The organism is Glycomyces albidus (assembly GCF_009451885.1).
GTDB lineage: Bacteria > Actinomycetota > Actinomycetes > Mycobacteriales > Micromonosporaceae > Glycomyces > Glycomyces albidus.
In genome coordinates this window covers 137459-162460 of record NZ_WIAO01000005.1, presented here as the reverse complement: position 1 = coordinate 162460, position 25002 = coordinate 137459, and the positions used below count along the sequence as shown (strand labels likewise).

The following is a 25002-nucleotide window of genomic DNA, read 5'->3' as shown; positions in this document are numbered from 1 at the left end:
AGGAGTCCCGGAAGGAGCTCCGGGAACGGCCCCGTGCCCACTTCCGCGAGCGCCCCCGAGACGCCTCCGGTACCCGCACCGCCGCGTTTCCCCAGCTCGCTGTGAATAGAGTGTCTCCGCTGTGCGGGTCCTACTAAATACATTCTGATTTCCCCCCAAAGCGTCTTACGACCACACCAAGCGGTACCCGCCCCGCTCCGCGGGTCCCTCCACATCAGCACCGATTGCCACTCCGGCCTCTTGTGTCTTGAGTGATGCTCCGCTAACCTAGAGTGCATCTGAGACCACGGGTGACGGCACGTCGCCTCCCTTGCACTGGTCAACTCTCTTCCCGCAGCACACATGGACAGTCGGGTCGTGCCCGTCCGCATGCACCGCACTCGCTCGGCAGGTCCTCGCTCAGCGCGCAATCCGAGTCCCGTCACCCGTCCGTGTTGAACGCTCGTATTCGCCACGAGTCCGCGCTACCGTCCCCACAGGGGTCTCTACCTGCGCATTCACCGGGCGGTGGGTGCGATGAGCCGGGCCAGTCGGCACATCCGTGTGACCGGGAAACGGCGCGATGTCATCGATACCGATCGTCTGGCCGCGCTGCTGCTGCGTGTCGCGCTTCGACGCATCGCCGACAACGACACCGACCAGGCGACGGCAGGTCCAGCGGCCCCTGACAGCCATGCAGACGACGTTGAAGGGGAAGCAGCGACATGAACGACCAGACGGGCCCGCAGGGCGGTGGCAGGGCCGTGATCTATCTGCGGGTGTCCTCCAAGGGGCAGGTGGAGACCGACTACGACTCTGAAGGGAACTCGATCCCCGCCCAGCGGAAAGCCTGCCTGCAGTTGGCCGAGCGCCTGGGGCTGACCGTGGTGGAGGAGTACGTCGAGCCGGGGAAGTCTGGCCGCTCGATCGACGGCAGGCCCGCGTTCCGCCGGATGATGGGCCGCATCCGCAACCAGCACGACGTCGACCACGTCGTGGTCTACATGCGCTCGCGACTGTTCCGCGACGCCACCGACGCCGGGCTCACCAAGCGCGAACTCCGCAGCCTCGGGGTGTCGATCCTGTCGGTCAAGGACCCGACCGACGACACCCCGACCGGCGACCTCATGGCGCACATGGTCGACGGCTTCAACGAGTACCAGTCCCGCGTCTCCGGCCAGGACATCGCCTACAAGATGGAAGCCAAAGCCGCCCGAGGCGGCACCCCCGGCAGAGCCCCGCTGGGGTACCTGAACGTCCGCGAGAGCGTCGACGGCCACGAGGTCCGCACCGTCGCCCTCGACCCCGACAGGGCCCCGCTGGTGAAGATGCTCTTCGAGCGGTACGCCACCGGACAGCACTCGTTTCCCCAACTCCGCAAACTCGCCGCTAGCGCGGGCCTGCGCACCCGGCCCACTCGCAGGTATCCGGCGGGCACCGCCGTCTCGATCAACAAGATCGGCCAGATGCTCCGCGACCGCTACTACCTCGGATACGTCACCTTCAACGGCACCGAGTACCCCGGCCGCCACGAACCCCTCATCACCCCCGAGCTGTTCGACAAGGTGCAGACCGTGCTCTACGAGCAGCACGGCGCAGGCACCCGCGACCGCAAATGGGACCACTACCTCAAGGGCCTCGTCTGGTGCGGACGCTGCGGCAGACGACTCATCATCGAGCGCGCCAAGTCAAAGACCGGCCGCCTCTACTTCTACTTCCTATGCATGGGCCGCAACGAACGAAGCGGCTGCAACCTGCCCCGGTTCGCCACCGCCACCGTCGAACGAACCGTCGCCGCGCACTACGCGACCATCGCCTTCAGCCCCGCCGAGGCCGCAGAGGCGAAACAGGGCCTCGCAGACGTGGCCTCCTCAAACCGAGCGACCACCGCAACGCTGCGCCGCAACCTCAAACGCGAACGCACCCGCCTCGACGCGCTTGAGAGCCAGATCGTCGAACTCCTCGGCCACCCCGACTGGCCCACCGAGAAACTCACCTCCCGCATCAGCGACATCCGCACCCAGCGCGACGCCATCGACGCCCAACTCGCCACCGACCACCGACCACACCTGGACAAGGCCGCCGGAATCGTCGCACCCCTCCTCGACCTCCTGGCCGACCCCCGCGGGCTCTACGAAGGCTTGCTGGACGAGGAGCGGAAGACCCTCAACTCGATCTGCTTCACCAAGCTCACCCTCGACGCCGACGAGACCCACCAGCCAGTCGTCACCACCACCGCCACGACAGCGACCATCGCCCCGCTCCTGGCCTACCGCGACCGGACACGCGAAAGCGGCACCAACCCGGAGGCTGGTACCGCTGACGACAACGATGTTCAAATGTGTCGGAGTTCAAGTCTGAACCCCATGGTGGAGCTTAGGGGATTCGAACCCCTGACCTTCTCATTGCGAACGAGACGCGCTACCAACTGCGCCAAAGCCCCTTGCGGCGACAAGATTAGCACGGCGCCCGGAGGCGGCTGCGAGGGAGCGGTGTGGGCCGCGTCTCGCATCAGGGGCGGGCGGAGGTCCGGGGACCCTGCGCGCTAGATCCAGGAGTCGAGCCACATGCGGGCCTGCCATTCGTCGCGGGGAAGGGCCTCGCCGGTGTAGATCGGCCAGAAGTAGGCGAAGCACAGGACGACGACGGCGACGAAGGCGCCGGCGATCAAGGCCCCGGTGAGGCGGCGCTCGGGGGAGCCGAGCGCCGGTTCGCCGCGGCGGTGGCGGCCGACGATGAGGCCGAGGCACCACGTGACCGCGCCGATGAAGAACGGGACGGCGGGAGCGGTGTAGAAGAAGAACATCGTCCGCTCCGGGTAGAAGAACCAGGGGATGATGCCCGCGCCGATGCCGGTGAGGAGGAACCAGGCCCGCCAGTCGCGCTTGGCGACCGCCCACAGCAGGAGGGCGAGGGCGGCGGGCACGAACGTCCACCACAGCAGCGGCGTCCCGAGGAGGAGGATCTCGGCGGCGCAGTCGGCGGCGCCGCAGTTGACGTCGGAGCTCCAGTAGAAGACGACCGGCCGCAGGTCGAACAGCCACTGCCACGGCCACGACTGGTAGGCGTGCTCCGACGAGAGCGTCTCGTGGAAGTTGAGGACGCTCAGGTGGTACTCCCACCAGTTGCGCAGCGCGCCGATCACCGGCGGCTCGCTCTCGCCCTGGTCGGCGAGCCAGTGCCGGTAGGAACCGGTGTCGTTGAGGAACCAGCCGGTCCACGACAGGAGGTACACGCCGATCGCGAGGAGCCCGAACCACAGGTTCTGCCCGAACTCGTAGATGACGGTGTCGCGGAACGGCTTCCGGGCGCCGGCGTCGGCGCGCAGCCGCCAGTCCCAGACGACGAAGAGCAGGATCGCGGCGAGGATGTACCACAGCGCGGACCACTTGGTGGCCATGGCGAGTCCGAGGAGGACCGCGCACGCGATGCGCCACCACGGGACGCCGAGCCGCGGGCGGCGGCGCAGGACGTCGAGGCCGTCGTCGACGGCGGCGAGCCACCCGGCGCGGCGCCAGTCGCGGTCGCGCACGACGCAGTACATGGCGCCGAGCAGGAGCGTCGCGATGAAGATGTCGAGCAGCGAGGTCCGCGAGAGCACGAAGTGGCTGCCTTCGACGGCGAGCAGGAGACCGGCGGTCCCGCCGAGGAGCGTCGAGCCGGTGAGGCGGCGCATGAGCCGGATGAGGACCGCGACGCCGACGACGCCGGCGACGGCCGCGCTGATGCGCCAGCCGACCTCGTCGTAGCCGAACGCCAGCTCCCCGAGGCTGATGAGCCACTTGCCGAACGGCGGGTGCGCGACGTACGCCGACCCGGTCGTGCCCGGGTCCCATTCGACGCCGTGGGACAGCATCGAGTGCGCGTCCTGCGCGTAGTAGACCTCGTCGAAGATCAGGCCCTTGGGGTGGTTCAGGCCGATCAGGCGCAGGACCGCGGCGATCCCGGTGACCGTGACGGTCACCCACAGGGCGCGGCGGCGGTCGTCCGGGAGGGTGCTCTGCAGGCGCGCCCGGACGGCGGGGAGGGGGCCGGGGAGCGGTGTCGGCCGCCAGGCGGCGGGCGGCTGCTCGGGCCGGACTGCGGTGGCGCTCACCGGCCCGAGTCTAGGGCCTGCCCTGTGGGCCAGGGCGAGGCGGTGTCCGGGTCCGTTCGCTCGCTCGCAAGGCGGAGGGGCTGCAGGTACCGGTGTTGCATCTGGAGGCCCCGGCGACGCGGCGAGCGCGCGAACGGGCCGGATGTCGGCCGTTCCGGCCCGCAGAACAGGACCTGGCGGAGCCTTCCGACAGGCGTCAGTGCACGAGTTCCGTCGGGGGCGTGAAGTCCCCTTCGCCGTTCATCTCCCATTGGGCCGCAAGGATGTCGGCGACCGCGTTAGCGGGCTTGCCGAGGTTCGAGCGGCCCACGAAGTTCTGCGGGCTGTCGGGGTCGGCGACGAACGCGGCCGCGGCGGCGTTCGGAGTGAAGCCCACGAACCAGTTGGTGGAGTTCGAGTCGGTGGTGCCGGTCTTGCCCGCGACGGGGCCGTCGACGGCGTCGCCGACCTGCTCGGCGGTGCCCCAGGTGCAGTTGCCGGCGACGGCGCCGTCCCCGGTCGGGCAGCGGGCCGCGTCCACGGCCGCGCGCGCCACCTCCACGCTGATCGCCTGGTTGCACTCGCTGCCGAACGCGATCGTCCCGCCCGTGTTGGTGGTCGCGGAGGTCACCGGGATCGGCGCGCAGTAGAGGCCGTCGGCCGGGAGCGCCGCGTACGCGGCGGCCATGTCGAGCGGCGTGGTCTGGGTGACGCCGAGGACGAAGGGCCCGTAGGTCTCCGGGTAGTTCTCGACGTGGCTCAGGTCCGTCGCGTTGCGGAACTTGATGCCGAGGCGCTTGGCCACGTCGATGGCCTTGTCGACGCCGACGCGCTCGGCGAGTTGCACGAAGTACGTGTTCACCGATTCGCCGAAGCCGGTCCACATGTTGTAGTTGCCGACCTCGGACTCGGAGGCGTTCTTCGGGCACCAGTAGTCCCCGCACGCGGCCGCGCCGTCGCCGACGACGTACTGCGACGTGTACTGGTACGGCGAGTAGATCGTGGTGTCCAGCGGCATGCCCTCTTCGAGGGCCGCGAGCATCGTGAACATCTTGAACGACGAGCCGGCCTGGTACCCGGGCACGTCCGAGTTCCCGCTCAGCAGCGGGTTCGTGGTGTTCGGGTACGAGCCCTTGTACTCGTCGTTCGCGGTGTTGGGCCCGTTGTCGGACACGTCGTTCGAGTAGTTGCGGTTGACGGCCATGACCTGGATGGCGCCGGTCCCCGGCTGCACGACGACCGAGCCGAGCGCGTACTCCGAGCCGGTCTCGAGCTGCTTCTCGATCGCGTCCTGCGACGCCTCCTGGAGGTCGACGTCCAGGGTCGAGACGATCTCGTAGCCGCCGCGGTAGAGGCGGGCCTTGCGGATCTCCTCGGTCTCGCCGAAGTCCTCCTGCTGCTCCCACCACTTCTCGAAGTAGTCGACGAAGAAGCCGTACGGGGAGTCGATCGCGCCGCCGGAGGTGTTGTTGGCCTCCTGCGGGTTCAGGTTCAGGCCCTCGGCCCGGGCGGCCTCGCCCTCGTCGGAGGTGAGGTAGCCGACGTCGACCATCCGGTTGATCACGTGGTCGCGGCGGGCCAGGGCCGCCTCGGAGGAGCCGTTGATCGGGTCGTAGACGCTCGGGGACTGGATGAGGCCCACCAGCATCGCCGACTCGGCGACCGTCAGGTCCGCGGGGACCTTCCCGTAGTACACCTGGGCGGCCGCGCCGATCCCATACGCGCCGTTGCCGAAGTAGACGGTGTTCAGGTAGTTCGTGAGGATATCCTCTTTCGACATCTCCTCTTCGAGGGCCAGCGCGTACCCCATCTCCTTGACCTTGCGGTCGATGGTGACCTCGCTGGCCGCGGCGACCTCTTCGGGCGTGGTCGCGGTGTAGGAGAGCACCTGCCGCACGTACTGCATGGTGATCGTCGAGGCGCCCTCGGAGGTGCTGCCCGCGGCGATGTTGGTGACCAGGGCGCGCATGACGCCTTCGGGGTCGACCCCGTTGTGCTCGAAGAAGTTCGAGTCCTCGGTGGCGATGAGCGCCTCGGTCACGGAGTCGGGGATCTGGTCGTATTCGAGCTGGACCCGGTACTGGTCGCCGAAGGTCGCGATCTCGGTGGTGCCGTCGGCGGCGTACAGGGTGGACGATTCGGGCGCCGGCGGCAGCACGAGTTCGTCGGGGAGGTCGAGGACGGCCTCGGACCCGACCTTGGCCAGGCCGCCGATGCCGCTGGTCACCGGCAGGAACGCCAGTCCGACGACGAGGCCGAACGCGACCGCCACCGGCACGAGCGCGAACATGGCGCGTCGCTGCACGGCGGTGATGGGTCCGAACCAGGTCTGCGCCACCGGTTTCGAGGAATCACTCACGCTGTCTCCCGAGGAGCCCCGCAACGGGGAAGGAACGGTCGGTCAATTCAGTTGGGCGCGTCGCAGCGCCGAGTCAGGCGGAGTCCGGGGGCGCCCCAACTCTACGACGCGCGAGGGGGGCGGTTCTGACGCAGCCCGGTGCGGGTGGGGGCGATTACAGCTCATCGCGCCCGCGGGCGCGCCGTCAGCGGCGATCATGCACCCGCTGCTACGGGAAGGGGACGGACCGGTGGTGCGTCGCCGGTCACCACGCGAAGGCGAGGGCGGCGGCGAGGACGGCGCCGGCGAAGGCCCAGCAGAGGCCGACCGCGCCGGCGCGGTGGTCGTACAGGCGGGTGGCGCCGGAGGCGGCGACGAGCGCGAACGCCGAGGCCATGAAGAGCACCAGCGCGGGGGCCCAGCGCAGCAGCAGCCCGCCGGCGCCGCCGACGTAGGCGCTGTGGGCGCCGGGGCCGGTCGCGCGCGCGGGCAGTTCGGTGCCGACGTCGGCGGCGGTGACGTCGCCGGTGAGCGAGAGGGCCTTCGACCAGCCGTCCGCTGTGAACAGTCCGGTGCACGAGGGCGCGAAGCCCTCCTGGCAGGAGGCCACGGTCACGGTTCCTTCGTCGGCGTGGCCGACGCTGATCCAGAGTGCGGGGGCGGCGGTCCAGGCGAAGAACATGAGCAGGCACGCGCAGACGAGGACGCCGAGGAGCGCGGGCGCGTAGCGCTTGGGTTCGCGGCGGGGCTCGGGCCGGCCGGGGCGGGCGGGGCGGCGCTTCTCGGTCTCGGCGGCGCGTTCCCATACGGCCCGGATCGCGGCCATGCCTTCGTACTGGGAGCCGAGCGGGCTGCGCTGCGGCACCGGGTGCGGCACGGGCGGCGGCTCGGCGGCCGGCTCCCAGTCGACGGGTCCGATCGGTTCGACGCCGGTCGGCTCGGGGCGCTCGATCGCGCCGTAGGCGGCCGGGACCTCGGGTACGGGGCGCTCGCGGCCCGCGTCGCGGCCGGCGGGCTGGGGCTGGGGATCCGCCGCTCGGTTCGTTCCAGACATACCGGTTATTGCATCACCGAATCGCCGAAGCCGGGCGCAATCGCGCAGGGATAGTGTGTCGTCGTCCGCCGGATGCGGGACCACCGGCCGCGACCTGGCGGTCGGTGCCCATCGGACGCCGTCCGCCCAGATTCCGGGACGGATACCATGGGGCGCATGACTCACGTACTGACCGCGTTGGCCTGGCCTTACGCCAACGGCCCTCGGCACATCGGACATGTAGCAGGATTCGGGGTACCCGCCGACGTCTTCGCCCGCTACATGCGCATGCGCGGTCACGACGTGCTCATGGTGTCCGGGACCGACGAGCACGGCACGCCGATCCTCGTGCAGGCCGACTCGGAGGGCCTGACGGCCGCCGAGGCCGCGGCGAAGTACAACCGGATCATCGTCGAGGACCTGGACGCCCTGGGCCTGTCGTACGACCTGTTCACGCGCACGACGACCGGGAACCACTACAAGACCGTGCAGGAGCTGTTCACGACGCTCTACGGCAACGGGTACATCCTGCAGAAGAAGACGCTCGGGGCGATCAGCCCGTCGACGGGCCGCACGCTGCCGGACCGCTACATCGAGGGCACGTGCCCGCACTGCGGGTTCGACTCGGCGCGCGGCGACCAGTGCGACAACTGCGGCCGCCAGCTCGACCCGGTCGACCTGATCGACCCGAAGTCGCGGATCAACGGCGAGACCCCGAAGTTCGTGGAGGAGGACCACTTCTTCCTCGACCTGCCGGCGTTCGCCGACGCGCTGAACGCGTGGCTCGACACCCGCACCGGGTGGCGCACGAACGTCCTGCGGTTCACCAGGAACCTCCTCGACGACATGCAGCCGCGCCCGATCTCGCGCGACCTCGACTGGGGCGTGCCGATCCCGCTCGAAGGGTGGCGGGAGCGCCCCGACAAGCGCCTGTACGTGTGGTTCGACGCCGTCATCGGGTATCTGAGCGCCACGATCGAGTGGGCGCGCCGCTCGGGCGACCCGGACGCGTGGAAGCGCTGGTGGCAGGACCCGGAGGCGGTCTCGTACTACTTCATGGGCAAGGACAACATCGTCTTCCACTCCGAGATCTGGCCGGCGATGCTCCTGGGCGCCAACGGCGAGGGCGCGAAGGGCGGCGAGCCGGGCGGGCTCGGGAAGCTGAACCTGCCGACCGAGGTCGTCTCCTCGGAGTTCCTGACGATGGAGGGCAGGCAGTTCTCGTCGTCGCGCCGCGTGGTGATCTACGTGCGGGACTTCCTGGAGCGGTACTCCCCCGACGCGCTGCGGTACTACATCTGCGCGGCCGGCCCGGAGAACCAGGACTCGGACTTCACGTGGGCGGAGTTCCTGCGCCGCAACAACGACGAGCTCGTCGCCGGCTGGGGCAACCTGGTGAACCGGTCGATCGCGATGGCGGCCAAGAACTTCGGCGCCGTCCCCGAGCCCGGTGAGCTCGAGGCGGTCGACCGCGAGCTGCTGGAGGCCACCCGGGCGTCGTTCGACGCGGTCGGGGACCTCATCGGGCAGAACAAGATCCGCGCCGCGATCGGCGAGGCGATGAAGACCGTCGGCGCCGCGAACAAGTACCTCGCGGACACCGCGCCGTGGAAGATGAAGGAGGACCCGAAGCGCCAGGGCACGGTCCTGTTCACCGTCCTCCAGGCGGTCTCCGACCTGAAGACGGTGATGAGCCCGTTCCTGCCGCACTCGTCGCAGCGCGTGCACGAGCTCCTCGGCGGCGAGGGCGTGTTCGCGCCGATGCCGCGGATCGAGGAGGTCGCCGACCTCGACGAGGGCGGCGTGACCGGCGGTCCGTACCCGATCCTCACCGGCGACTACTCGGACGTCCCGAAGTGGGAGTCCGTGCCGCTGGCGCCGGGCACGCCGCTCGAGAAGCCGGTTCCGGTGTTCACGAAGCTCGACCCGTCGATCGTCGACGAGGAGATCGAGCGCCTGAACTCCTGACGCGAACGCAGCGGCCCCCGGCTCGACGCCGGGGGCCGCTGCGCGTTCGAGCCGGACGGTGCCGTCTCAGACCGCCGCCGTTTCAGACCGCCGCGGCGACCTCGGCGCGGGACACCCACTTCTCGTAGATCCCGCGCCGCACGGCTTCGGCGCCGGTGCGCGAGAGCACCTCGGGGCTGGGCCGCGACAGCCGGAACCGCGCCCAGTCGTCATCGGCATCCACGAGGGACCCGGTGATGCCGTTCCACACCACGCGCGTGGCCTCCCGGAGGACCCGCCGCACCTGGTAGGCGCGGCCGATCTCGACGCCGGGGATGTCGACGCGGCGTTCGAGCGTCAGCGGCGTCCACTGCTGCCCGGAGTAGGAGAACAGCGCGGTCTCGGTGCCGTTCGCGGTGTACGCGATGATCTGCGCGCCTTCCGGGAGCGGCAGGTCGGTGAGGTCGGCGGTGACGTGCTCGGGCAGCAGGTGCGAGGCCGAGATCGCGAACCCGGTGCCGAGCACGGGCGTCCCGCGCCGGTCCGAGGACGGCATCGCGGTGAGCCCTTCGTAGTCGGGCGCGACGGGCGCCTCGTAGTCGGCCGGGTCGGCGGCGGGCCAGCGCAGCGCGAGCGCCCACGGCTCGCCCGGGTCGACCTCGCCGCCGAGCGCGGACCGCGCGGACGGCGTGCACAGGTGGGCGATGTCCCAGCGGCGGTAGCAGAACCCGCCGGGGATGGCGGCGGTCTCCATGAGCCGCGCGACCTGCGCGGCGGTGACGGGCCGCTCCATGACCTCGCCGGCGGCGGGGGCCGCGGAGCCGCGGACGCGGTCGAGCAGGACCCTGGAGGACGGTTCGAGGTGCGGGGTCTGGGTGAGGCGGCGCACGTATTCGAGGTCGACGCCGGGGGCGAGCGGCACCGTGAGGGACCGGTCGTCGGCGACCGCGACCGGCACGCCGTCGCGGAGGATCTCGCTGCAGTGCACGATCTGCCGGTACGGGTATTCGCTGCCCTGCCGGTGGTTGGGGAGGAAGTCGGGGCGCGGGAGCGCAGAGAACAGCTCCCAGGCGGCGCCGTCCGCGTAGGGTGCGCCGGGGTACTTCTCACCTTGCCATTCGACGGTACTGATCGGGAGGGGCTGGTCCTGGTCGGCCGGGACGGCGGGGCGGCGTTGCTGGAGCGCTGCGGCGCGGTTGCGGCGGGACGCGAGATCGCGGGTCATGTGCGGCTCGATTCGTCTGCGCTGGTGCGACGGCGATGTCGCCTGATATCGAAGGTATCGAAAGGCTTGTATTCGTAGCGGTCGCTCTACTGCCAGTGAGTCGACTGCCCGCCAACGTAGGCCGGTCCTGTCAGGCCCTCGTGTCCGACATGTGAAGACAGTGTTACGGGCGGCACACGCGGCTGCGTGCGCGGTCGGAGCGGCACGCCCGGGTCGTCGTTCGCGGAGGCCGCGCCCGGTCGCCGGACGCGGTCGGGCGGTCCGTGGCATCGTTGAGCCGTGTACCGATCCGAACCCGCGCCGCCGCCCGAGCCGCTCCCGTTCCCCATCGCCGACAGCCACACCCATCTCGATCTCGTCGACACGTTCGGCGCCGAGGAGGAGCTCCCGGTCCCCGCGCCCGGCGCGCCCGAGGTCCTCGCGCGCCTCGCCGAGGCCGAGGCCGCCGGGGTGGCGCGGGTCGTGCAGGTCGGCACCGACGTCGACTCGTCCCGCTGGGCCGCCGAACTGGCCGCCGCCGATCCGCGCGTGCTGGCCGCCGCCGCGCTCCACCCGAACGACGCGCCGCGCCTGGCCGACCTCGACGCGGCCCTCGCCGCGATCGACGAGTTGGCGGCGCTCCCGCGCGTGGCGGCCCTCGGCGAGACCGGGCTCGACTACTTCCGCACCGACGAGGCCGGCCGCGCCGCGCAGCAGCGGTCGTTCCGGGCCCACATCGAGATCGCGAAGCGCCGCGGCAAGACGCTCGTCATCCACGACCGCGACGCCCACGAGGACGTCCTGTCGATCCTCGACGGGGACGGCGCGCCCGACCGGGTCGTGCTCCACTGCTTCTCGGGGGACTTCGCGTTCGCGAAGGAATGCGCGCGGCGCGGCTTCTTCATGAGCTTCGCCGGGAACGTCACGTTCAAGAACGCGCAGCACCTCCGCGACGCCGCCTCGGTGGCCCCGCCCGAACTCGTCCTGGTCGAGACCGACGCGCCGTTCATGGCCCCGATCCCGGTGCGCGGCCACCGGAACCATCCGGCGCTGACGAACTACACGGCCCGGTTCCTCGCCGAGTACCTCGAGCGCGACCTCGAGGCGTGGTGCGAGCGGCTGTGGAGGAACACCGAGGCCGCGTTCGGCGACTGGTAGCGGGCCGGGCGGAACCGCGACCCGGTCGAGCGCCGGTGCGGCCGGGCCGCAGGACGCCCGACGGGTCACGGCGCCGGTCCGAGGGCTGCGGACCCGTGCGTCAGGAGATGTCGACGACCGCTTCAGCCGTGGCGGTGTTCCCGGCGTCGTCGGTGAGCGTGAACGTGAAGACCCATCTGCCGGCTTCGCCGAGGTTCGCCTCGCCCGCGAGGATGCCGGTGCGCAGTTCGATGAGCCGCAGCTCTTCGGGTTCTTCGCCTTCGAGGCCGTAGGTCGCCTCCCATTCGACGGCCGCGAACGCGGCGCCTTCGAGGTCGTCGGCGAGGATCCGGACGCTGTTCGCGCCGGGGCGGCCCGGTTCGAGCACGACCTGCGCGGTGTACGCCTCGGTGGCCACGAGCGTCGCGGTCTCGGTCGACGCCGACTCGGTCGTCTCGGCCTCGAGCAGCGCGGTCTTCGCCGGCACGGCCTGCACGAGCACCGCCACGGCGCCGAGCACGACCGCGAGGAACACGGTCTCGACGCCCGCCATGAGCCGCAGGCGCCCGCGCCCTTCGGCGCCGCGCACCATCGCGCGCCGCGTGAGCAGGCCGACGGCGACGAGCACGATCAGGATCCCGGCTTTGAGGAGCACGAGGCGCCCGTACCGGGTCTGGGTCAGCGCCTCGATCGAGTCGATGTGGAGCAGCGACGAGGCGATCCCGGCGACGATGAGGTTCGCGAGGAGCCACGGCACCAGGGCGATCCACAGCTCCGCGGTGCGGTCGGGGATCTCGGTGTCCTTGCGCAGGGCCAGGATCAGGAGCGCGAACACGCCGCCGCCCCAGGCCAGCGCGGTCACGAGGTGGACCCAGTCGGCGACGAACGCGACCACGACCGGGTCGGACGCCATGGGGTGCCCGGCGAGCGGCCAGGTCGCGCCGAGTGCGAGGCCGATGCCGGCGAGCCCTGCGGTGAGGGGCCGTCCCGGTTCGTCCTCGCCGGTGACGACGGTGCGCATGAGCGGCAGCGCGAGGAGCACGAGGAGGAGCCGCAGGAGCGCGGCGAGGCCGATGTTCGACTGCATCACCGATTGGAGCCCGGCGGCGTCGAGGTCGGCGATGCCGGTCCCGGTCTCGTAGGCCGCTTGGAGCGGCAGGCCGAGGACCGCGGTCATCGCGACGACGGCGAGGCCGGAGGCGACGAGTTTCGCGGCGGCCTCGCGGGGCCGGGCGCCGGCGACCAGCAGGATGCCCGCGCCGAGCGCGAGTGCCAAGGCGGCGTAGCCGAACCAGCGGTTGCCGTAGAGGAGGGCCTGGACGAACGGGTCGGTGCCGGCGGCGGTGAGCGCCTCGGCGCCGGGCGGTTCGGTCTCGGTGACGACGGAGTACGTGAAGGTGCCGGAGACGGGGTGGCCGTCGTCGGAGACGACGCGGTATCCGACGAGGTAGGTGCCTTCGAGGTCGGCGTCGACGGCGATGGTGATCGCGGTGCCGTCCTCGCTTTGGGCGACGCCGGTGTCTGCTCGGTCACCATCGGGAGCGACCACGCCGGTGCCCGCGTCTACGGGGGTGACTGGTTCGTTGAACTCGACGACGACTTCGCTCGGGGCCGCGTCCAGGACCGCTCCGGACGCCGGGTCGGTCTCGGTGGCGGCTGCGTGCGCTGAGGCCGCCGAGGCCCACAGCACCCCGATGAGGGCCGCCGCGAGCGAGGACCAGGCGGAGCGGACGGCGAGCCGCCGCCCGGGGGCCGCGCCATGCCGGGAGGTGCGGGGGTCCGGGGCGGAGGTGCGGCGTCGGGTGCTCGGCGGCGTGGCCAGACGGCTTTGGGTGGTCGGACGGCACAGCATCGCCGCTGAGCGTACTCGAAACCGCTTCGTGAATCGAGTATTGGACCTGAGAAAGGCTGAGCGAGGCACATGGGCTCATCAGAGCGGAAGACCGAGCGCAGGAAGGCCGCCGAGGCCCTGAGGCGGCAGCAGGCCGCGGAGGCCAGGCGCCGCAAGACCCTCCTGTGGGTCTCGATCGGCGCCGCGGTGCTGCTGATCGGAGGGCTCCTGGGGTGGGGCATCTGGTACAACGGCCGGGGCGGCGACTTCGAGGTGAACGAGCCGTCCGCGGCGGTCAGCGACACGTACGGGGTGCGGATCGGGGACGGGCCGGTCGAGGTCGATCTGTTCATCGACTACATGTGCCCGGCGTGCAACCAGTTCGAGGCGGCGTACGCGGCGGACATCCAGTCGTGGGTCGACGCCGGCTCGGTCACGGTGAACTACCACCCGATCACCATTCTCGACCGCCTCAGCCAGGGCACCGAGTACTCGACGCGCGCGGCCGCGGCCGCGGTCTGCGCGGCCGACGCCGGTCAGCAGCAGTTCCTCGACTACACGCTGGCGCTGTACGAGAACCAGCCCGCCGAGAACACGACGGGCCTGTCCGATGACGAGCTGATATCGATCGGAACCAATATCGGCCTCGACGATTCCTGGCAGTCCTGTGTCGAGGACGGGACGTACAAGGGCTGGGTCCAGCAGGGCACCGAATGGGCCACCGGCGACGGCGGCGTCTCGGGCACCCCGACGGCGATGGTCAACGGCGAGGTCGTCGACAACGCCGCCTTCGCCGACGAGGTGGAGGCCGCGATCAACGCCGGCTGACCACGGACGGAGCGTTGGGGCGCGGCCGACCGGCCGCGCCCCAACGGCGTCCGGGGAGGCGTTCAGGGAGACGACCGGTTCCCGGGCAGGGCTCGCCGACCGGGCCGGTCAGCGTCGCCCCGATTCGACCGCTTGGGCGGCGCCCTGCCCCCGGCCGCAGGCCGGTTCGCCGCCTGGGTGCGGTCAGGTCCGGAGCGCGGCCAGGGCCGTCTCCAGCGAGAAGCCGAAGGGCAGCTCGAGGCGGTGTCGTTCGAGCAGTTCGGTGTCGGCGAGGATCTCGGCGGTGGGCGCGTCGGCGGCGACGCGGCCCGCGTCGAGGATCACCGCGCGTTCGCACAGTTGGAGCGCGTACGGCAGGTCGTGGGTGACGAGCAGGAGCGTCGGCGCGGTCCGCTGGAGGATCGCGGCGAGGTCGCGGCGGCTGGCGGGGTCGAGGTTCGCGCTCGGCTCGTCGCAGACGACGATGTCGGGCCGCATGGCGAGGACGCCGGCGAGCGCGGCGCGGCGCTGCTGGCCCACCGACAGGTGGTGCGGCGGCCGGTCGGCGAGATCGGCGAGATCGACGTCGTTCAGCGCGGCGGCGACCCGCTCGGCGAGTTCGGGGCCGCGCAGGCCGAGGTTCGCGGGCCCGAAGCCGACGTCGTCGGCGACGGTGGGCATGAACAGCTGGTCGTCCGGGCTCTGGAAGACGATGCCGACGCGGCGTCGGATCTCGGTGAGCGTCTTCCGCTCCACTCTGACACCGCCCACCGACACTTCCCCTTCGGTCGCCGTCAGGAGCCCGGCGAGATGCAGCATGAGCGTGGTCTTGCCAGCGCCGTTGGGGCCGAGGATCGCGACGCGTTCGCCTTCCTCCACGTCCAGGTCGACGCCGTCGAGCGCCCGGTGCCCGTCCGGGTAGGCATGCTTGAGGCCGCGGATCGTCAACGCGCTCACAGGGTCGCCGCCGTCCATGCCGCGACCGCCACCGCGACCGCGGGAGCGGTCATCGCGGCGGTCCACTGAAGTGCGCTCGCGGGCCGGGGCCCGACTTCGAGCGGGAGCCGCCCGGTGTAGCCGCGGGCGGCCATCGCCTGCCAGACGCGTTCGCCGCGTTCGAAGGACCGGATGAAGACCGTGCCGAGGCTGCGTGCGAGGGCCCCGGCCTGCCACAGGAACCGCGGGTCGTCGCAGCGGGCGAGGCGGGCGAGCCGCATCTGGGTCACCTCCGCGACCGTCAGGTGCGCGTAGCGGATCGCGAACGCGGTGATCTGGAGCAGGATCTCGGGGCAGCGCAGCCGGGAGAGCCCGGCGAGGACGCCGGCGACTGGCGTGGTCGCGGCGAGGAGCAGTGCGGCCCACACGCCGAGCGTTGCCTTCGCGAGGAGGTTCCATCCGGCCCACAGGCCCGGTTCGGAGACGGTGAGGACGCCGATGTGGACGGCCGGGCCTTCGACCATGAACGGGAACGCGAGCGCGAGCACCAGGAACGGCGATTCGACGAGGCTCCGGGTGAGCACCCAGGCCGCGGGGATGCGCGCGAGCGCGAACAGCCCCGCGAGGACGGCCGCGTGGACCCCGAAGGCCCACACCGCCTCCCGCGGGGTCGCGGCGATCGCGCACGTGAAGACGACGAGGCCGACGATCTTCACCTGCGGCCGGAGCCGGTGGAGCGGCGAGTCCCCGGGCCGGTAGAGCCCGTCGACGACGGAGTTCGCGCTTCCTTTCGGCCGCACCGGGCGGCCGGCCGGACGCGTGCCGGTGTTCACGCGGTGCCGTCGTCGGCGGTCTCGGGGGCCTTCCTGCCGCGGGCGAGGAGCCAGAACAGGCCGGTGGAGGCGGCGAGCGTGAAGAGCGCGCCGAGGATGCCCGCCAGGGACGCGCCGAGGATCTCGTTGTCGAGGAAGGACATGCCGTAGTCGGCGAACGCGCCGCCGATCTCGTGCTCGCCGGCGGCTTGGAGCACGCAGGAGCCGCCGGTGATCTCGCCGTCGGTGGTCTCGCAGCCGGTGAGGAGCACCGATTCGAGGCCGTCGGGCGAGGCGGAGGCGAACAGGGACACGAATCCGGCGAGGACGAGCGTGACGACGGTACCGGTGATCAGGAACTTCTTCATGCTGGCGTCCTATCGTGCGGCGGCGGGCCGGGCGAGCGCGGTGCCCCGGAGGGCGTGGACGAGGTCGGGGCGGGCGACCGCGACCGCGGTGACGGCTCCGGCGGTGATGACGCCTTCGCCGATGCCGATGAGCACGTGGGTGCCGAGGATCGCGGCGGTCATGGCCCCGAGGGACTGGCCGACCTCTTCGCCGCCGAGCCAGAACTGGAGCACGAACCCGGCGGAGGCGGCGACGACGCTGACGATCGCGGCCGCGAAGACCGCGGCGCCGACGCCGACGCGGGTCCGCGGGAGGACCTTGAGCGCCAGGGCGAGCACGCCGTACGCGGTGAAGGTGGCGATGACCGCCATGTTCACGACGTTCAGGCCGAGCGCGGTGACGGCGCCGTCGGCGAACAGGAGCGCCTGGATCGCGATGACGACCGTCACGCACAGGACCCCGAGCCAGGGGCCGAGGAGCGCGGCGGCGAGGGCACCGCCGAGCAGGTGCCCGGAGACGCCCGCGGCGACCGGGAAGTTGAGCATCTGGGCGGCGAAGACGAACGCGGTGGCGAGGCCGGCGAGGGGCACGAGCCGGTCGTCGAGTCCGCGCCGGGCGGCGACGGTGCACCAGCCGACGGCGAGGACGGCGATGAGGGCGAAGACGAGCGACGTGGGGCCGTCGATCACGTCGGTCGGGATGTGCAGCGCGAGGGCTTCCACAGGGAGCGCGCCTTTCGGTTATGTGTCCGGGAGGATTTTTGGCGGCCGCCCTGCCGGCTGCAAGGCGCCCACGCTGGAATCAACAACCCACCGTTGGGCTATTGCAATCATTTTGCAATAGCGTGGCCTTATCGTCAACCCGATCGGCGCCATGTGGGACGCGCCGCTGCGAACAGCGAGCGTCAAGCGTGCTCCCAGGCGATTGTCAGGGACGGAATGTAAGGTTGCGATCTGTGAACGTACGACTTCAGGCCGGTGAGACGGCACCGGATTTCACGCTCGCCACGGACACCGGCGACACGATGACCCTGTCGAGCCTCCAGGGCCGCAAGGTGATCCTCTACGCGTACCCGCGGGCGATGACCCCCGGCTGCACGAAGGAGGCCTGCGACTTCCGCGACAGCCTGGCGAGCCTGCAGGCCGCCGGGTACGCGGTGCTGGGGATCTCCCCCGACGAACCCGAGGAGCTCGCGAAGTTCGTCGAGCGTGACGGCCTGACCTTCCCGCTGCTGTCCGACCCCGAGCACAAGGTGCTCGAGGAGTACGGCGCCTGGGGCGAGAAGAAGAACTACGGCCGCACGATCCAGGGCGTCATCCGCTCGACCTTCGTCATCGACGAGTCGGGCAAGATCGAGACGGCGCAGTACAACGTGAAGGCCACCGGCCACGTCGCCCGCCTGAAGAAGCACCTCGGCCTCGACGGCTGACGGCTCCGGCACAGGTGCCGGGGCCCGTCCTCCGCGCGGCCGGCTGAGGCGTACCCGCCGCGCGGCCCGGCCGAGGCGAACTCGCACACGATCGGATGAGCAGCGGAGTCGGCACCCGCTGCCTGGACGCCCGCCCCACCCGGCGGCCCTCAGACCCGATGCCGCGGCCCGGCCCGGCGACCATGCGGGCGCCGCCGGGCTCCGATTCGTCCGCCGACCGTCTCAGAGCCGGCTCAGGACCATCCCCGGACCCATGGCCTCGTCGACTTCGCGCAGGCGCCGCAGGTCCTCGTCGGTCCCCTGCCGCAGCACCCGCTCTCGGGCCCTGCGGTACGTGTCGAGCAGCGCGGCCTGCTCCTCCAGCGGCAGCAGCCCCGACCGCTGCACCGCCAGCGCCAGGGCCGCGACCCGGTCCGCGACCCGGTCCACCTCATTGACAGCACTCATACCCCGAACCTCCGCGACCGAATGGGCCGCAAGGCGAACCGGAGGTGAACGACGGCGCACGGGGCGGACTCGATCGCGGCGTCATCCTCCGCCGAGCGCCCGGCCGATGGTGCGGGCGGCGTCGGGGAAGGCCCCCGGGTTCGGTCCGGAGTAGTTGAGCCGCAGGTAGGCGCCGGTGGGCTCGGCGGGGAACCATTCGTCGCCGGGGACGACGAGGACGCCGGCGTCCTCGCAGGCGCGGGCGAGCGCGGGCAGGTCCGTGGCGTCGGGCAGGCGGGCCCAGAGGTTCAGGCCCCCTTGGGGGATCGCTTCGAGATGCGCGAGCGGCGCGTGTTCGCGCAGGCTCTGCACCATGAGGTCGCGGCGGGCGGCGAGCTGGTGGCGCAGGCCGCGCAGGTGGGCGCGCCAGCCGGGCTGGGTGACTACGTCGACGGCGACGGCCTGGAGGAGCCCGCTGACGTACATCGATTCGGCCTGGGCGTCGGCGAGGATGCGGTCGCGGGCGGGTCCGCGGGCGATGACGGCGGCGACGCGGACGGCGGTGGAGACGCTCTTGGTAAGGGAGCGGACGTAGACGACGTGCCCGCCGTCGTCGCGGGCGGCGACCGGGGCGGCGTCGGCGCCGATGCCGAATTCGTGGGCCCAGTCGTCCTCGATGAGGAACGCGCCGTGGGCGCGCACGACCCCGAGGATCTGCTCGGCGAGGCCCGTGGTCCAGCGGACGCCGGTCGGGTTCGCGAAGTTCGGCTGGGCGTAGAACGCGCGGGCGCCGGTGCGCTCGAACGCTTCGGCGAGGACCTCGGGGTCGGGCCCGTCCGGGCCGACCGGGATCGGGACGAGGTCGACGTGCTCCCTTGCGGCGGCGACGATCGCGCCCCAGAACGTGGGCGATTCGACCAGGAGCGGCCGGCCGGGCCCGACGAGGACGCGGAACAGCGAGCACAGGCCGGTCTGGCTGCCGGGCACCACGATGACGTCGCTCGGCGCGGGCGGCGTGACGCCCGCCGGGGCGGTCTCGCCGAGTTCGGCGGCGAACCAGTGCTGCAGTTCGGGCAGGCCCGCGGCGGGCGGGCGGCTCATGGCCGCGTCGCCGCGCGCGGCCCGCGTGAACGCGGCGCGGACCAGGCGCTCGGGCAGCAGTTCCCGGTCCGGGTAGCCCGAGTGGAGCGCGATGACGTCGTTCGGGGCGGTCTTGAGCGCGGTCGGCAGGCGCGGGACGCGCACCGGGGGCGCCCCGAGCGCGGAGGTCTGCCACCGGTAGTCCCTGGGCCGGGCGGTGCGCACCGCCCGCACGAACGTGCCGACGCCGGGCCGGCTCTCCAGCAGCCCTTGGGAGGCGAGCGTGCGCAGCGCCTTCTGCACCGTCACCGGGCCGGCCGCGAATTCGGCGACGAGTTCCCTGGTCGACGGCAGCCTGGTCCCGGGCGGCGACCGGTCGATGCGTTCGCGGAGGGCCGCGACGATCCGCGCACTGCTATCGTTGAACATGAGAGACCACAGTAGCGCTACCGCGCTCGCGACGCCACCGCTATCGCGCATTCGCACGGGGCTCTGGTGGGGGCTGCTCGGCGTGGCGGCGTTCTCGTTCACCCTGCCGCTGACCCGAATCGCCGTCGAAGGCATGTCCCCGCTGTTCATCGGCGCCGGCCGCGCGGTGATCGCGGCGGCGCTCGCGGCCACCGCGCTCGCCGTCACGCGCCAGCGGCCGCCGACGTGGAGCCAGTGGCGCCGCCTCGCGCTCGTCGCCGCCGGCGTCGTCGCGGGCTTCGGCCTCCTGACCTCGTTCGCCCTGGAGCACACTTCGGCGAGCCACGGCGCGGTCGTGGTCGCGCTGCTGCCCGCCGCCACCGCCGCGACGACGGTGCTCCGCACCCGCGAGCACCCGCCGTCCCGCTTCTGGCTCGCCGCCGGCGCGGGTGCCGTCGCCGCAGTCGCGTTCGCGGCCTTGGGGAACGGGGGCCTCGGCCGGCTCGGCTGGCCCGATCTGCTCCTGTTCGCCGCCGTCGCCGCGGCCGCGGTCGGCTACACCGAGGGCGGTCTCCTCGCCCGCGAACTCGGCGCCTGGCAGACGATCTCGTGGGCGCTCGTCCTCGGCGCCCCGGTAATGACCGCGGCGACCGCGTTCGCCGTCGCGGACGAGCCGGTGTCCGCGACCCCGGTGCAGTGGGGGGCGTTCGCCTACCTTGCGGCCGTGAGCATGTACCTCGGCTTCTTCGCCTGGTACCGCGGCCTCGCCCTCGGCCCGATGGCCCAGGTCAGCCAGGTCCAGCTCGTGCAGCCGGTCATGAGCATCGCCTGGGCCGCGCTCCTCCTCGGCGAACCCCTCGGCCTGCCGACGGTCCTCGGCGGCCTCACCGTGGTCGCCTGCGCGGCGCTCGCGGTGCGGTCCCGTCTGCCGCAATGAGAACGGCCCCCGCCGGGAGGGTGGCGGGGGCCGTCGTCCTCGGTTCGCTAGTCGTTCTCGAGCGCGTGCCAGACCGGCTCGGTGTCGAGGTCGAGCACCAGCGCGGTGACGTCCTCAGGGGTCACCTGGAGCGGGCCTTCGAAGGCGCCCCACCAGGACCAGCTCGCCGAGCCGTCGGGGTAGAACGCCGCGGCCTCGACGTAGGTGCCGTCGGTCGTGTACGCGACCACGGTGCCGTCCTCGAGCTCGGTCGACTCGCACTCGGTGTCGTTCTCCGTGCAGTGCAGGAGGTAGTGCATGTCGAACTCGCTGTCCTCGACCTCCTGAATGCCGGGCTCGAGGCCGCCGGGCAGGTAGATCGCCGTCTCGAAGCCCTCGCCGGTCTCCTCGACCCAGAAGTCGGCGCGGAACTTGCGCTGCACGGGCGTCTCGTTCTCGCCGTCGATGTAGTAGTTCTGGAGCCGCACGGCCTCCAGGCTGTTGTCGAAGGTCCAGTCGCCGAACTGCGATTCGAGGGCCTCCTCGACGTCGGCCTGGAACGACTCGGTGTACTCGTCCCGGACGAAGTCCCAGTCGGCCGAGTACTCCCAGCCCTTCTTGGGGATCTCCTTCTTCCCCTCAGCGGAAGCGGCGGTGGCCGGAAGGAACACCGCGGCCATCGCCAAGGCGGCGACTGCGGTGCGCTTGGCGGTGCTCTTGAGAGCGGACATGAAGATCACCTTTCGGTAGAACCATTCACTGCTCTACCTTTATAGGAGATCCATGCTCACAAGTACATGAACATGTGCAATACATCCTATTTCCCGCATCGGAGCAACCGCAACCGCCCACAATGGCGTCCATTGTCCTACGCGCGGAGGGACCCGCCGGGTTGCCCGCGTCCTCCGACGGATTCCGGCCGCTTCGATCCCGGCCCGGCCCGCCCGGCGATACCATCCCTTGATGAGCCCTCGAATCGGCGACGCGAGCCGGCCCGCCCGGCTGGCCGACCCGGGATCGGGCATCGGCGAGGACGAGCTGGCGCTCGCCGCCCGCAACCATGGCCTGCCGCTGGAGGCGCTGCGCTACGACGTCACCCCGCCCGGGCTGCACTACGTCCTGACCCACTACGACATCCCCTATGTCGCGGACGACGCCGACTGGACGCTGACCGTCCGCGGAGCCGTCCGCCGGCCGCTCGCCCTCGGCGCCGACGACCTCCGCACCTACCCGACCGCCACCGTCCGCGTCACGATGGAGTGCGCCGGCAACGGGCGCGCCCGGCTGGATCCCCGGCCGGTGAGCCAGCCGTGGCTGCTCGAAGCCGTCGGCACCGCCGACTGGACCGGCGTGCCCCTCCGCATCCTCCTCGAGGAGGCCGGCGTCGAGGCCGGAGCCGTCGACGTGGTCTTCACCGGCGCGGACCACGGCGCCGAACGGGGCGTCGAACAGGACTACCAGCGGGCGCTCCCCGTCGGCGTCGCGTCGGGCGATGAACCCGAAGTGCTGGTCGCCTACGAGATGAACGGCGCACCGCTGCCGCCGCAGCACGGCTACCCGCTCCGCCTCGTCGTCCCCGGCTGGTACGGCATGGCGCATGTCAAGTGGCTCAGCGACATTCATGTGGCACCGGAGCGCTTCACCGGGTTCCAGCAGGACGTGGCGTACCGGTTCAGGCGGCATCCCGACGAACTCGGCGAGCCGGTCACGCGCATCGCCCCGCGCGCCCTGATGATCCCTCCCGGGTTCCCCGACTTCATGTCCCGCGAACGAGTGGTCCGGCCGGGCCCGGTGGTGCTCGAAGGCCGGGCCTGGTCCGGGCGGGCGCCGATCACGTCCGTGGAGGTCTCGACCGACGGCGGACGCACCTGGAACGGCGCCGTTCTCCGCGACGAACTACCGCACCCGTGGGCCTGGCGCGCCTGGCGCTTCGAGTGGACCGCCGAACCGGGACGCCACCTCCTGAGCGCCAGGGCCACCGACGCCGAAGGCACCACCCAGCCCTCGAGCCAGCCCTGGAACCGGGGCGGCTTCGCCAACAACATGATCCAGACGGTCCCGGTCGTGTGCCTCTCCCCGACCGAATGACCGCCGTGCGGGATCACCTGGCGGCGATGGCTCGGGCCACGACGCCCGCTCCGTCCTCTTTGGCCAGTCGCCGGGCCAGTGCGGCCGAGCGGTGCGCGAACGCGGACTCGCCGACGGCCTGGCGCAGCGCGGACGCGAGGCGCTCGGCGGTCAGGTCGCGGTACGACAGCGCCGCGGGGGCCGCTCCCAGCCGGACCAGATGGGCTGCCCACCAGGGCTGGTCGGTGAAGACCGGTACCGGTACGGCCGGGACCCCGGCCCGCAGGCCCGCCGCGGTCGTCCCGGCGCCCGCGTGGTGGACCGCTGCGGCCGTCCACGGCATGAGCCAGTGGTGCGGGACGGACCCGATGGTGATGACGTCGTCGTCCTTCGCGTCGAGCCCGGCCCAGCCGGACTGGACGACGCCGCGCACGCCCGCCAGGCGCAGCGCGCGCACGGTGAGGTCCGCCAGCCGCTCGGGATCGCCGGGCATCATGCTCCCGAATCCGACGAACACCGGCGGCGGGCCCGACGCGAGGAAGTCCCGCAGGCGGGCGGGCGGTTCCCAGGACGGGCATTCGTGCGGCCACCAGTACCCGGCCACCTCGAGACCGGGCCGCCAGTCCCTCGGCCGGGCCACCACGGAAGGGCTGAAGCCGTGCCAGATCGGCCAGCGCTCGCGCTCCCGGTCGCGGCGCTCGCGCCCGCCGCTCAGGCCGGGGAAGCCGAGCTTGCGGCCGAGGTGCCGGTAGACGCCCGCAGACAGCAGGTCGAGGGCGGCGTTGACGGCCCTGCCGCGCTGCCGGTTGAGGCGGCTCGGGCCGCGGAGCGCCGTCAGGCAGGGCGAGAACGCGGCCGTAGGGGTCTCGGGTTGGAGGAACACGCCCATGCTGTCGACGCCGTGGTACCGGGCCACGGCCCGACCGGCGGGCGCCGCGATCGAGGAGAGGAGCATGAGGTCGGCCTTCGGGTCGGCCGCGTCGATGATCGCGTCGGCCAGGGACACGGCGGCCCGCCCGGCGGCGCGGGTGAACTCGAGCAGGGCTCCTGGCGACCGGCCCGCTTTCCGGAGGCGGCTGTGGACGCCCATCAGCGCCTCGAACGGATCGGTCTCCATCGGCCGCACCCGAAGCCCGCAGCAGCCCGCCGATGCCGCGAACTTCGCGTGCACCACCAGCTCCACGTCGTGCCCCTCCGCGAGCAGCCGGTGCCCGAGCCCGGTGTACGGCAGCACCGACCCTGTCGTGCCCGCCGTGATGATCTGAATGCGCATGTTCCCCCGTGCCTTTCCGTCCTCTGAACAACGAGCGCGTCCGGCAGCCGACACGGGAAACCGGCCGACAGATGACCGACCCTGGCGTTTTCACGGCGCTGGTTCGCCCGCCGCAATGTCCGAAAGGCGACAAGGATCTTTACCAGACATACCGATTTCGCTACGTTCCGTTGCCATGGTAAGAAAGAAATCCCCACTGTATCGCTATTGGGGCTACCTGCTGCTCGTCGCCGCAGTAATCCTGCTCTTCGCGCGGGATGTCGGACCGCTCGTCGTCTCGGGAGCGTTCGCGTTGTGCTTCACATGGATGCTCGTGGCAGCGCCGACATGGTGCGGGGCGAAGAACCGGGGCGAGGGCTATTGCCGGAACAACTCCTCCGGACTCCTCGGCGGCTGCAAACTTCGCCAGCACAAGTGGCAGCGGTTCAAGGCGCTCACTCGATTGGGCACCCTCGGCGATGCCCTCCGGGGCTGGTTCAGCGGCGCGCAGCAGCAGGTCGCGACTCTGGCCTTGATCGTCTCGGCCGTCGGAGTCGTCGCCGGCCTCTTCAAATGAGGGCCGGTCGCTAGCTCGAAGGCAGTCCGAGCTTGTCGAAGAACGCTCGGTTCCATTCCGTGGCCATATTGATGAGCCGATCGAAGATCATCACTTCATTGGACGCCGGAGGCGGTCCGGATTCCGCCGGCCCTAACACGCCTCACATAGTCAAGACACTGCGAAATCGGCGCAACGGAGTACTCGATGCGAAGAGGGGACCAGGCTCCCTCGACTGTCGGCGATCTCCGCTGCTGAAGATTCGATCCGCAAGACCCATGCAAGTGAGTCTGACATCTCGCCAAGCATCGCAACAGATCCACAAACCATCCAGAATTCAGAACCAGGGCAACGGAACTGTGGCCGAGGGTCCCTTCTCTCTAAGCCCAGCAGCCGGAGTCCTCCGAGCACGGGAAGAGAT

22 protein-coding genes, 1 tRNA gene and 1 pseudogene are annotated in these 25002 nt (G+C 71.4%); 9 read left to right on the top strand and 15 right to left on the bottom strand.

Annotated elements, in window-relative coordinates; genetic code table 11:
- Window positions 1-516 precede the first annotated feature (516 nt).
- On the top strand, window positions 517-708 hold the full coding sequence (locus tag GFD30_RS06640) for a hypothetical protein (RefSeq protein WP_153024398.1): 192 nt from the start codon (window positions 517-519) through the stop codon (window positions 706-708).
- A pseudogene (locus GFD30_RS28215) lies at window positions 705-1769 on the top strand (recombinase family protein); the annotation flags it as partial. The gene GFD30_RS06640 and the pseudogene GFD30_RS28215, both read left to right, overlap by 4 nt.
- A gap of 81 nt (window positions 1770-1850) precedes the next feature.
- On the opposite strand, the gene GFD30_RS06625 reads toward GFD30_RS28215, so the two are convergent.
- From GFD30_RS06625 to GFD30_RS06605, 5 genes are all read right to left on the bottom strand, one after another.
- Complete coding sequence (locus tag GFD30_RS06625) at window positions 1851-2318, bottom strand: hypothetical protein (protein ID WP_153024397.1); 468 nt, start codon at window positions 2316-2318, stop codon at window positions 1851-1853.
- A gap of 28 nt (window positions 2319-2346) precedes the next feature.
- Window positions 2347-2422, bottom strand: a tRNA-Ala gene (locus tag GFD30_RS06620).
- Between the two features lie 102 nt (window positions 2423-2524).
- A complete protein-coding gene (locus tag GFD30_RS06615) occupies window positions 2525-4075 on the bottom strand; it encodes a dolichyl-phosphate-mannose--protein mannosyltransferase (protein WP_322633013.1) in 1551 nt (516 codons plus the stop codon).
- 196 nt (window positions 4076-4271) lie between these two features.
- On the bottom strand, window positions 4272-6413 hold the full coding sequence (locus GFD30_RS06610; protein ID WP_153024395.1) for a transglycosylase domain-containing protein: 2142 nt from the start codon (window positions 6411-6413) through the stop codon (window positions 4272-4274).
- A 244-nt stretch (window positions 6414-6657) separates the two neighbouring features.
- Entirely contained in the window at window positions 6658-7446 is a 789-nt protein-coding gene (locus GFD30_RS06605; protein WP_153024394.1) for a hypothetical protein, read from the bottom strand.
- Window positions 7447-7602: 156 nt separating this feature from the next.
- Here GFD30_RS06605 and metG point away from each other — a divergent pair, with 156 nt between their 5' ends.
- Window positions 7603-9393, top strand: coding sequence for a methionine--tRNA ligase (metG, locus tag GFD30_RS06600; RefSeq protein WP_227995895.1), 1791 nt, complete (start codon window positions 7603-7605; stop codon window positions 9391-9393).
- Between the two features lie 82 nt (window positions 9394-9475).
- Here the strand turns inward: metG and GFD30_RS06595 are convergent, their stop codons facing one another.
- On the bottom strand, window positions 9476-10597 hold the full coding sequence (locus tag GFD30_RS06595) for a hypothetical protein (RefSeq protein ID WP_153024392.1): 1122 nt from the start codon (window positions 10595-10597) through the stop codon (window positions 9476-9478).
- Between the two features lie 279 nt (window positions 10598-10876).
- On the opposite strand from GFD30_RS06595, the gene GFD30_RS06590 reads away from it, so the two are divergent.
- Window positions 10877-11734, top strand: coding sequence for a TatD family hydrolase (locus GFD30_RS06590; protein WP_322633012.1), 858 nt, complete (start codon window positions 10877-10879; stop codon window positions 11732-11734).
- Between the two features lie 100 nt (window positions 11735-11834).
- Here the strand turns inward: GFD30_RS06590 and GFD30_RS06585 are convergent, their stop codons facing one another.
- Window positions 11835-13565: a copper resistance CopC/CopD family protein gene (locus tag GFD30_RS06585; RefSeq protein WP_153024391.1), complete on the bottom strand. Its 1731-nt coding sequence runs from the start codon at window positions 13563-13565 to the stop codon at window positions 11835-11837.
- 69 nt (window positions 13566-13634) lie between these two features.
- Between GFD30_RS06585 and GFD30_RS06580 the strand changes: the two genes are divergently transcribed.
- Window positions 13635-14372 carry a DsbA family protein gene (locus tag GFD30_RS06580; protein WP_153024390.1) on the top strand — a complete coding sequence of 246 codons (738 nt, stop codon included), beginning with the start codon at window positions 13635-13637 and terminating at the stop codon, window positions 14370-14372.
- A gap of 183 nt (window positions 14373-14555) precedes the next feature.
- On the opposite strand, the gene GFD30_RS06575 is transcribed toward GFD30_RS06580, so the two are convergent.
- Genes GFD30_RS06575 through GFD30_RS06560 form a run of 4 tightly spaced genes read right to left on the bottom strand, consistent with a single transcriptional unit; the run spans window position 14556 to window position 17169 of the window.
- Window positions 14556-15326 (bottom strand): energy-coupling factor ABC transporter ATP-binding protein, encoded by a 771-nt coding sequence (locus GFD30_RS06575; RefSeq protein WP_153024389.1) that lies wholly within the window; start codon window positions 15324-15326, stop codon window positions 14556-14558.
- Window positions 15305-16087, bottom strand: coding sequence for a cobalt ECF transporter T component CbiQ (gene cbiQ / locus GFD30_RS06570; protein ID WP_407648984.1), 783 nt, complete (start codon window positions 16085-16087; stop codon window positions 15305-15307). Before cbiQ ends, GFD30_RS06575 begins: the two co-directional genes overlap by 22 nt.
- Before the next feature lie 29 nt (window positions 16088-16116).
- Entirely contained in the window at window positions 16117-16467 is a 351-nt protein-coding gene (locus GFD30_RS06565; RefSeq protein ID WP_153024388.1) for a PDGLE domain-containing protein, read from the bottom strand.
- Window positions 16468-16476: 9 nt separating this feature from the next.
- Complete coding sequence (locus tag GFD30_RS06560) at window positions 16477-17169, bottom strand: energy-coupling factor ABC transporter permease (protein WP_322633009.1); 693 nt, start codon at window positions 17167-17169, stop codon at window positions 16477-16479.
- A gap of 233 nt (window positions 17170-17402) precedes the next feature.
- Between GFD30_RS06560 and bcp the strand changes: the two genes are divergently transcribed.
- Window positions 17403-17876 carry a thioredoxin-dependent thiol peroxidase gene (bcp, locus tag GFD30_RS06555; protein WP_322633008.1) on the top strand — a complete coding sequence of 158 codons (474 nt, stop codon included), beginning with the start codon at window positions 17403-17405 and terminating at the stop codon, window positions 17874-17876.
- Window positions 17877-18098: 222 nt separating this feature from the next.
- Here the strand turns inward: bcp and GFD30_RS06550 are convergent, their stop codons facing one another.
- Window positions 18099-18323 carry a hypothetical protein gene (locus GFD30_RS06550; protein ID WP_153024386.1) on the bottom strand — a complete coding sequence of 75 codons (225 nt, stop codon included), beginning with the start codon at window positions 18321-18323 and terminating at the stop codon, window positions 18099-18101.
- An 81-nt stretch (window positions 18324-18404) separates the two neighbouring features.
- Window positions 18405-19811: an aminotransferase-like domain-containing protein gene (locus tag GFD30_RS06545; protein WP_153024385.1), complete on the bottom strand. Its 1407-nt coding sequence runs from the start codon at window positions 19809-19811 to the stop codon at window positions 18405-18407.
- Here GFD30_RS06545 and GFD30_RS06540 point away from each other — a divergent pair.
- The gene (locus tag GFD30_RS06540; protein ID WP_153024384.1) at window positions 19810-20727 is read left to right on the top strand and encodes a DMT family transporter; all 918 of its coding nucleotides are present in this window, start codon (window positions 19810-19812) and stop codon (window positions 20725-20727) included. The two genes, GFD30_RS06545 and GFD30_RS06540, sit on opposite strands and share 2 nt — an antisense overlap.
- A gap of 47 nt (window positions 20728-20774) precedes the next feature.
- On the opposite strand, the gene GFD30_RS06535 is transcribed toward GFD30_RS06540, so the two are convergent.
- Window positions 20775-21437, bottom strand: a complete 663-nt coding sequence (locus GFD30_RS06535; RefSeq protein ID WP_153024383.1) for a hypothetical protein — start codon at window positions 21435-21437, stop codon at window positions 20775-20777.
- Window positions 21438-21669: 232 nt separating this feature from the next.
- Here GFD30_RS06535 and GFD30_RS06530 point away from each other — a divergent pair, with 232 nt between their 5' ends.
- On the top strand, window positions 21670-22794 hold the full coding sequence (locus GFD30_RS06530) for a sulfite oxidase (RefSeq protein ID WP_153024382.1): 1125 nt from the start codon (window positions 21670-21672) through the stop codon (window positions 22792-22794).
- Window positions 22795-22807: 13 nt separating this feature from the next.
- Here GFD30_RS06530 and GFD30_RS06525 read toward each other — a convergent pair whose 3' ends face one another.
- Window positions 22808-24046, bottom strand: a complete 1239-nt coding sequence (locus tag GFD30_RS06525; RefSeq protein ID WP_153024381.1) for a glycosyltransferase — start codon at window positions 24044-24046, stop codon at window positions 22808-22810.
- 175 nt (window positions 24047-24221) lie between these two features.
- Between GFD30_RS06525 and GFD30_RS06520 the strand changes: the two genes are divergently transcribed.
- Window positions 24222-24602 carry a hypothetical protein gene (locus GFD30_RS06520; protein ID WP_153024380.1) on the top strand — a complete coding sequence of 127 codons (381 nt, stop codon included), beginning with the start codon at window positions 24222-24224 and terminating at the stop codon, window positions 24600-24602.
- Window positions 24603-25002 lie beyond the last annotated feature (400 nt).

Bases quoted from the DNA above. Each gene is read 5' to 3' on its own strand.
- GFD30_RS06640 (WP_153024398.1), top strand. From the start codon at position 517: ATGAGCCGGGCCAGTCGGCACATCCGTGTGACCGGGAAACGGCGCGAT.
- GFD30_RS06605 (WP_153024394.1), bottom strand. From the start codon at position 7,446: ATGTCTGGAACGAACCGAGCGGCGGATCCCCAGCCCCAGCCCGCCGGC.
- metG (WP_227995895.1), top strand. From the start codon at position 7,603: ATGACTCACGTACTGACCGCGTTGGCCTGGCCTTACGCCAACGGCCCT.
- GFD30_RS06595 (WP_153024392.1), bottom strand. From the start codon at position 10,597: ATGACCCGCGATCTCGCGTCCCGCCGCAACCGCGCCGCAGCGCTCCAG.
- GFD30_RS06585 (WP_153024391.1), bottom strand. From the start codon at position 13,565: ATGCTGTGCCGTCCGACCACCCAAAGCCGTCTGGCCACGCCGCCGAGC.
- GFD30_RS06580 (WP_153024390.1), top strand. From the start codon at position 13,635: ATGGGCTCATCAGAGCGGAAGACCGAGCGCAGGAAGGCCGCCGAGGCC.
- GFD30_RS06575 (WP_153024389.1), bottom strand. From the start codon at position 15,326: ATGGACGGCGGCGACCCTGTGAGCGCGTTGACGATCCGCGGCCTCAAG.
- GFD30_RS06565 (WP_153024388.1), bottom strand. From the start codon at position 16,467: ATGAAGAAGTTCCTGATCACCGGTACCGTCGTCACGCTCGTCCTCGCC.
- GFD30_RS06550 (WP_153024386.1), bottom strand. From the start codon at position 18,323: ATGAGTGCTGTCAATGAGGTGGACCGGGTCGCGGACCGGGTCGCGGCC.
- GFD30_RS06540 (WP_153024384.1), top strand. From the start codon at position 19,810: ATGAGAGACCACAGTAGCGCTACCGCGCTCGCGACGCCACCGCTATCG.
- GFD30_RS06545 (WP_153024385.1), bottom strand. From the start codon at position 19,811: ATGTTCAACGATAGCAGTGCGCGGATCGTCGCGGCCCTCCGCGAACGC.
- GFD30_RS06535 (WP_153024383.1), bottom strand. From the start codon at position 21,437: ATGTCCGCTCTCAAGAGCACCGCCAAGCGCACCGCAGTCGCCGCCTTG.
- GFD30_RS06530 (WP_153024382.1), top strand. From the start codon at position 21,670: ATGAGCCCTCGAATCGGCGACGCGAGCCGGCCCGCCCGGCTGGCCGAC.
- GFD30_RS06525 (WP_153024381.1), bottom strand. From the start codon at position 24,046: ATGCGCATTCAGATCATCACGGCGGGCACGACAGGGTCGGTGCTGCCG.
- GFD30_RS06520 (WP_153024380.1), top strand. From the start codon at position 24,222: ATGGTAAGAAAGAAATCCCCACTGTATCGCTATTGGGGCTACCTGCTG.